The 7,498-nt window shown below is 66.8% G+C and carries 5 protein-coding genes and 1 pseudogene; 4 read left to right on the forward strand and 2 right to left on the reverse strand.

Annotated elements, in window-relative coordinates:
* Positions 1 to 51 precede the first annotated feature (51 nt).
* Positions 52 to 1,323 (forward strand): annotated as a pseudogene (locus B3E91_RS20840) (YifB family Mg chelatase-like AAA ATPase); the annotation flags it as partial.
* Here the strand turns inward: B3E91_RS20840 and B3E91_RS20845 are convergent.
* Positions 1,320 to 2,969, reverse strand: a complete 1,650-nt coding sequence (locus B3E91_RS20845; protein WP_287031215.1) for a putative bifunctional diguanylate cyclase/phosphodiesterase — start codon at positions 2,967 to 2,969, stop codon at positions 1,320 to 1,322. The pseudogene B3E91_RS20840 and the gene B3E91_RS20845 sit on opposite strands and share 4 nt — an antisense overlap.
* A gap of 324 nt (positions 2,970 to 3,293) precedes the next feature.
* On the opposite strand from B3E91_RS20845, the gene rep reads away from it, so the two are divergent.
* The 3 genes from rep (at position 3,294) to B3E91_RS20860 (ending at position 6,711) form a co-directional block, all read left to right on the forward strand.
* Complete coding sequence (rep, locus tag B3E91_RS20850; RefSeq protein WP_287031216.1) at positions 3,294 to 5,303, forward strand: DNA helicase Rep; 2,010 nt, start codon at positions 3,294 to 3,296, stop codon at positions 5,301 to 5,303.
* A 133-nt stretch (positions 5,304 to 5,436) separates the two neighbouring features.
* The gene (locus B3E91_RS20855; RefSeq protein ID WP_273234139.1) at positions 5,437 to 5,970 is read left to right on the forward strand and encodes a Dps family protein; all 534 of its coding nucleotides are present in this window, start codon (positions 5,437 to 5,439) and stop codon (positions 5,968 to 5,970) included.
* A gap of 177 nt (positions 5,971 to 6,147) precedes the next feature.
* The gene (locus B3E91_RS20860) at positions 6,148 to 6,711 is read left to right on the forward strand and encodes a fructose-2,6-bisphosphatase (protein WP_273234138.1); all 564 of its coding nucleotides are present in this window, start codon (positions 6,148 to 6,150) and stop codon (positions 6,709 to 6,711) included.
* A 70-nt stretch (positions 6,712 to 6,781) separates the two neighbouring features.
* On the opposite strand, the gene B3E91_RS20865 is transcribed toward B3E91_RS20860, so the two are convergent.
* On the reverse strand, positions 6,782 to 7,498 hold a 717-nt coding region (locus tag B3E91_RS20865; protein ID WP_287031217.1), incomplete at its 5' end, for a copper resistance protein B.

Genomic DNA, 7,498 nt, shown 5'->3' on the forward strand with positions numbered 1-7,498 from the left:
TTTTTCTCACACTAATTGGTCTTTTTATCATATAGCATTTTCCTTCATACCAAGGACGGCGGCCGCTTCGACCTGGCCATCGCGCTGGGCATCCTCGCCGCCAGCGGACAACTGCCGGTGGAAAGCCTGGCCAACTGCGAATGTCTGGGCGAACTGGCGCTTTCCGGCGCAGTACGGCCGGTGCAGGGCGTGTTGCCTGCCGCACTGGCCGCCCGCGCGGCCGGACGCGCCCTGGTCGTGGCGAAGGCCAACGCCGAGGAAGCCAGCCTGGCGTCCGGGCTGGTGGTCTTCGCCGCCGACCATCTGCTGGAGCTGGCCGCCCATTTCAGCGCGAAGACTCCGCTGGCGCCGTTCCAGGCGCAGGGTCTGCTGCGCCGCCTGCTGCCCTACCCCGACCTTGCGGACGTACAGGGGCAGATCGCCGCCAAGCGCGCGCTGCTGGTCGCCGCGGCCGGATCGCACAACCTGCTGCTGAGTGGTCCACCAGGAACCGGCAAGACCCTGCTGGCCAGCCGCCTGCCGGGGCTGCTGCCCGCGCTGGACGAACGCGAGGCGCTGGAAGTCGCCGCCATCCACTCCGTGGCCAGCCACACACCGCTGGAAGCCTGGCCGCAGCGTCCCTTTCGGCATCCGCACCATAGCGCTTCGGCACCGGCGCTGGTCGGCGGCGGCAGTCGCCCGCGCCCCGGCGAAATCACCCTGGCTCACCAGGGCGTCCTGTTTCTCGACGAATTGCCGGAGTTCGACCGCAAGGTCCTGGAAGTCCTCCGGGAGCCCCTGGAAAGCGGCGAGATCGTCATTGCCCGGGCCAACGACAAGGTGCGTTTTCCTGCACGCTTCCAGCTCGTCGCGGCGATGAATCCCTGCCCGTGCGGCTACCTCGGCGACCCCAGCGCACGTTGCCGTTGCTCCGCCGAGCAGATCCAGCGCTATCGCGGCAAGCTGTCCGGGCCGCTGCTCGACCGCATCGATCTGCACGTCGCCGTGCTGCGCGAGCCGATGGCCCTGGATACCGCCCCGCGACACGGCATGGGCAGCCACGAGGCGGCAACCATCGTCGCGGCGGCGCGCCAGCGACAACTGCGGCGCCAGGGCATGGCCAACGCGTTCCTCGACCTGCAGGGGCTGCGGGAACATTGCCTGCTGAGCGCGGAGGACCGCCTCTGGCTAGAGGCCGCCTGCGAGCGTCTCGGCCTGTCGCTGCGGGCAGCGCACCGGGTGCTGAAGGTGGCGAGGACCCTGGCGGACCTCGAAGACGCCTCGTCCATCGACCGCGCTCACCTCGCCGAAGCCCTGCAGTACCGCGCCAGCGGCCTGGCTTAGGACGGCTGCTGCGGGTTGGCCTGGCGCGGACCGCCCGAGAGCAGCCGGACGAGATGCTGCAGCGCCAGCGGTCGGCTGATCAGGTAGCCCTGTACCTGGTCGCAGCCGAACCGCGCCAGCAGCGCCAGTTGTTCGGCGCTTTCCACCCCCTCAGCGACCACGTCCAGACCGAGGTTGTGCGCCAGATCGATCATCGCCCGCACCAGCCGATAGCTTTCCGCCTTGTCATTCATGCCGCCGACGAAACTCTTGTCGATCTTCAGCAACGCGATGGGCAAGCGGTCGAGGTGAACGAAGGAGGAAAACCCGGTACCGAAGTCATCCAGGGAAAAGCGCACGCCGAGCTTGCGCAGTGCCTGCATGGTCTGGCGCACCTGGTCGCTGCGGCGCATCACCGCCGTCTCGGTGAGCTCGAACTCCAGCCAGCGCGCGTCCACCTGGTTTTCCTCGATCAGCCGGCTCAGGGTCGGCAGCAACTGGCTGTCCTGGAACTGGCGGAACGACAGGTTGACCGCCATGTGCAGCGCCGGCAGGCCCTTCGCACGCAGGTCCTGCATGTCGCGCAGCGCGCGGGAGATCACCCAGTAGCCGAGCGGCACGATCAGGCCGCTCTCCTCGGCCAGTGGAACGAACTCGCTCGGCGCCAGCAGCCCCCGGCGCGGATGCTGCCAGCGCACCAGCGCCTCGACGCCGAGGAAGCGCCCGGATTGCAGGCACAGCCGCGGCTGGTAATGCAGCACCAGTTCGTCGCGGCGCAGCGCCCGGCGCAGCTCGCCTTCCAGCCGGGCGCGGGTACGGGCACTGTGGTTGATGCGCTCGTCGTAGAGATGGAAGGTGCAGCCCTGGGCGTTCTTGGCCTGCTGCATGGCGATGTGGGCGTGCCACATCAACGGGTCGATCGCGCCACCATTGGCGTGCGCCAGGCCCAGGCTGCAGCCGATCAGCAGGCTCTCTCCCTCCAGCCAGTAAGGCTCTTCCAGGGCCTCGACGACCCGCGCGGCGAGCCGCTCGGCGCGGCGGAAGTCGTTGGAGGTATCGATCAGCAGGGCGAATTCGTCGCTACCCAGGCGTGCCAGGCGATCGCTCTCGCCGAGCTGGTCCTTCATCCGCGCGACCACTTGCAGGATCAGCCTGTCGCCGGCCTCGTAACCGAGGCTGTCGTTGACCGCGCGAAAGTTGTCCAGATCCAGGTGCCCGAGGGCGAAGCCACGGCCCTCCTGCTCGGCCATGCGCGCACTCAGCAGCGCCTGGAAACCCTGGCGGTTGGCGATGCCGGTGAGCGGGTCCAGCTCGCCGAAACGGCGACGCAGGCTGCGCTCGGCGACATAACGCAGGCAGCGGCGCAGCGTCGCCGGACTGGTGTCGTCGTACACCAGCCAGTCGCTGACGCTGGGCGGCACGCTTTCCGGTTCCGCCTCCAGCAGCATCACGATGGGCACCGTGCTGGCGCCGGCCGCCGGCAACTGGTCCGGCGTGCAGAGCAGCAGGCAGTCGTCGTCGAGCAGTTCAGCCACGCCTTCCCAGGACGGCGCGCTGACCAGTTGCGGCGCATTGTCGAGGGTCGTCAGCCGGTCGCGCAGCAGCCCGACCCAGGACGGATCGTCGCCAAGAAGAATCAAACGCGAGGGTTGCACTAGCGCGGGCACGCGACCTCCCCAGGCCATGACAGTGTTCGCCGGAGCCTCCCTCACCACTACGACGGTGGCCAGGCTGCGGATCGCGGCCTCGCATCACCGCGCGAGGGGCTCAACCCGTGCTGCCTGGCACTGTTCGGGAGTCGTTTTTCTGGCGGTCTTCCCTGACCCGGCCGGGCGCGAAATCGTCGACGGCCATTTGACAATTCACCCGTAGCCTACTGGAGCAGGCGAAATAACCAAGCCGTGGCACGCTGCCATCAGCGCAACGGCGCGAGCCAGCGGCCGAGTGCCTGCTAGAATGCCGCCCCTTCTCCTGAGCGAAACGCGACGACCATGTCCCGACTCAATCCCCGGCAGCAGGAAGCCGTGAACTACGTCGGCGGCCCACTTCTGGTGCTCGCCGGCGCTGGCTCCGGCAAGACCAGCGTGATCACCCGCAAGATCGCCTACCTGATCCAGAAATGCGGCATCCAGGCGCGCCACATCGTCGCCATGACCTTCACCAACAAAGCGGCGCGCGAGATGAAGGAGCGCGTCGGCACGCTGCTGCGCGGCAGCGAGGGCAAGGGGCTGACGGTCTCGACCTTCCACAATCTGGGCATGAACATCATCCGCAAGGAGTACGCGCACCTGGGCTACAAGCCGGGCTTCTCGATCTTCGACGATGGCGACATCAAGGCGCTGCTCACCGACATCATGCAGAAGGAATACGCCGGCGATGACGGCGCCGACGAGATCAAGAACCTCATCGACAGCTGGAAGAACGAGCTGATCCTTCCCGACGAGGCCCTGGCCAACGCGCGCAACCCCAAGGAACAGACCGCCGCCATCGTCTACCTGCACTACCAGCGCACGCTCAAGGCGTACAACGCGGTGGACTTCAACGACCTGATCCTGCTGCCGGTAAAGCTGTTCCAGGAGCACAAGGACATCCTGGAAAAGTGGCAGAACCGCATCCGCTACCTGCTGGTGGACGAGTACCAGGACACCAACTCCAGCCAGTACCTGCTGGTGAAGCTGCTGGTGGGCATGCGCAACCAGATCACCGTGGTCGGCGACGACGATCAGTCGATCTACGCCTGGCGCGGCGCGCGCCCGGAAAACCTGATGCTGCTGAAAGAGGATTACCCGTCGCTGAAAGTGGTGATGCTGGAGCAGAACTACCGCTCCACCAGCCGCATCCTCAAGTGCGCCAACACCCTGATCGCCAACAACCCGCATGCCTTCGAGAAACAGCTGTGGAGCGAGATGGGCATGGGCGACGAGATCCGCGTGATCCGCACCCGCAACGAGGACGCCGAGTGCGAGCGCGTGGCCCTGGAAATCCTCACCGAGCACCTGCGCACCGAGCGCCCGTACAGCGATTTCGCCATCCTCTACCGCGGCAACTACCAGGCGAAACTGATGGAGCTGAAGCTGCAGCACCACCAGATTCCCTATCGCCTGTCCGGCGGCACCAGCTTCTTCGCCCGCCAGGAGGTGAAGGACCTGATGAGTTACTTCCGCCTGCTGGTCAATCCGGACGACGACAACGCCTTCCTCCGGGTAATCAACGTGCCGCGCCGCGAGATCGGCTCGACCACCCTGGAAAAGCTCGGCAACTACGCCACCGAACGCAAGATCAGCATGTACGCCGCCAGCGACGAGATCGGCCTCGGCGAACACCTCGACAGCCGCTACACCGAGCGTCTCTCGCGCTTCAAGCGCTACATGGACAAGCTCCGCCAGCAGTGCTCGCAGGACGACCCCATCGCCGCGCTGCGCAGCATGGTGATGGACATCGACTACGAGCAGTGGCTGCGCCAGAACGCCTCCAGCGACAAGGTTGCCGAGGCGCGCATGGGCAACGTCTGGTTCCTCGTCGATGCGCTGAAGAACACGCTGGAGAAGGATGAAGACGGCGAGATGACCATCGAGGAGGCCATCGGCAAGCTGGTCCTGCGAGACATGCTCGAGCGCCAGCAGGAAGAGGAAGAAGGCGCCGAGGGCGTGCAGATGATGACGATCCACGCGTCCAAGGGGCTGGAGTTTCCTTCGGTGTACATCCTCGGCGTGGAGGAGGAAATCCTTCCGCACCGCTCCAGCATCGAGGCCGACACCATCGAGGAAGAGCGCCGCCTGGCGTACGTCGGCATCACCCGCGCCAAGCGCAACCTGACCATGACCTTCGCCGCCAAGCGCAAGCAGTACGGCGAGATCATCGAGTGCGCGCCGAGCCGGTTCCTCGACGAATTGCCGCCCGAGGACCTGGTCTGGGAAGGCCAGGAAGACGCACCGGTGGAAGTGAAGGCCGCGCGGGGCAACGACGCCCTGGCGGCGATGCGCTCGATGCTCAAGCGCTAACGCTCCATAGATAACGCTGCTTGGCGCCATCGACAAAAGTGATGAGTAACCACAGCGCGGGTGTGGTCTAGTTGAACCCAGGGTTTCAACGCCGCCACCGCGCGGACATCGTTACTTTTTCGAGGAGAGCACCATGGCCACTGCAAGCGCCAAGCAGGAACTGAAAACCGTCAAAAGTGTCCGCGACGAGGCCGCGAAAGGCCCGGATGCCGGCATCGGCAACGCCGTCGAGATCGGCAAGGCCCTCACCGTGCTGGTATCGGACATATTCGCGCTGTACCTTAAGACCAAGAACTTCCACTGGCACGTCAGCGGGCCGCACTTCCGCGAGTACCACCTGCTGCTGGACGACCAGGCCGCGCAGATCTTCGCCATCATCGACCCGATCGCCGAACGCGCACGCAAGATCGGCCAGCCGACCCTGCGCTCGGTGGAGCAGGTGGTTGCCAGCAAGCGCCTGCAGAGCAGCGAAGTGGAGAACCTCAGCGCCGAGCAGATGCTCAGCGAGCTGCACGCCGACAACCAGGCCCTGGCCGCCTACATGCGCAGCACCCACACGCTGACCAGCGACGCCAACGACGTGGCCACCACCAGCCTGCTGGAAGAGTGGATCGACCAGGCCGAAGAGCGCGCCTGGTTCCTCGGCGAAACCCTGCGCAACCGCTGATTCCGACTCGCGCCACGAACGAACGCCCCGCCTTTTCGGCGGGGCTTTTTTTTGCGCCGGACGCCGTTCCGCCTGGCGATCACCGCCGGTCGCGCAACTTTCGCTCTGCGCCGGGCATCGAACCCGGACAGGCGCGCCATCCCGAGCGCCCGACCACGCAGAGGGACCTCGCCCATCATGCAGATCACCCTGGTGCGCCACGGTCGCCCGAACTACTCCGGCGCCGAACGCTGTACGCCCCGCGAAATGAAGACCTGGATCGAAGGCTACAACCGCGCGCCGGTGGTGTGCTCCGAAGTGCCGCAATCGCTGATCGACCAGGCGAAGCGCACCGAGGTGTTCGCCTGCAGTTCGATCTCGCGCTGCGTGGAATCGCGCACCCGCATCGCCGGCGGATGCACCGACGAGGTCGACGAGGTGTTCGCCGAAGCGCACCTGCCCTACCCCGACTGGAACGGACCGAAGCTGCCGGTGAAGGTCTGGCGGATACTGTTCCGCGGCGCCTGGTTCCTCGGTTTCGCCCGCCACACCGAATCGATCCGGGTGTCGCGCAAGCGCGCCCGCAAAGCCGCCGACCGCCTCATCGAACTGGCCAGGATCCATGGCAGCGTGATGCTCATCGGCCACGGCATCATGAACGTGCTGATCTCCGCCGAGCTGCGCAAACGCGGCTGGTCCGGCCCGCTCAACCTGATCCTCAAGGATTACTGGCAGCCCTGCGCGTACCGCAAGGCACGCTGAGCGCGGCTGCGAAGCCCCCGGCGACGCCCGGTTTCCCGAGGCGCACGACCGGGGGTTCAGGCCTTTTCCGTCAGAACCAGAAGCGCAGGCCGGCGACCAGGCGCGAGTCGCTGCGCGCCTCGTCCCGATCCTCCCCGAGCGACGCGGTTTCGCCGAAGCGCCGGGCCCACTCGATGCCGACGTAGGGCGCGAACTGCGGCGTGACCTCGTAGCGCAGGCGCAACCCGAAACGGCCCTCGGCGAGCCCGCTGCCGATCGCCCTGGCGCGGTCGTCCCTGCCATAGGCGTCCAGCTCCAGCTGCGGCGCCAGCACCAGCTTCTGGCTCAGTTGCAGCTCGCGCTCGACCTCCAGCCGCACCGCACTGCGGCCGTTCGGCCCCAGGTAGGCGCTGGCCTGCACCTCGAACCACCAGGGCGTGGTGCCGGCGATGCCGAAGGCCAGCCATTGCCGGTCGGGATCGCTGCCGAAGTCCTGGCGTACACCCAGGCGGCTGTCCCAGAAGGCCGCGACGGCATGCGACCAGAGCAGCTCCGCGCGCCCTTCGCTCTCGCCGCCGACACGCTCACCCTCGCTCTGCAGCCAGAGCTTGTCGGTATCGCCGCCCCACCAGGCGTCCGCGTCCCAGGCCAGGCCGTGGTCATCGCGCCCGTCCCGGTACTCGAGCCGCTCGAACAGCACCTGATGGGCCAGCGACTCGCCGTGGCGGTGCTGGCCGTGACTGGCCGGCATCGGCATCGGCGGCGCCTGCTCTTCGCGCGGCAGGATGCGGTTGGCGTCTCCCGCGTC

It is taken from the genome of Pseudomonas sp. UBA6310, assembly GCF_002438225.1.
GTDB classification, from domain to species: domain Bacteria; phylum Pseudomonadota; class Gammaproteobacteria; order Pseudomonadales; family Pseudomonadaceae; genus Pseudomonas_O; species Pseudomonas_O kuykendallii.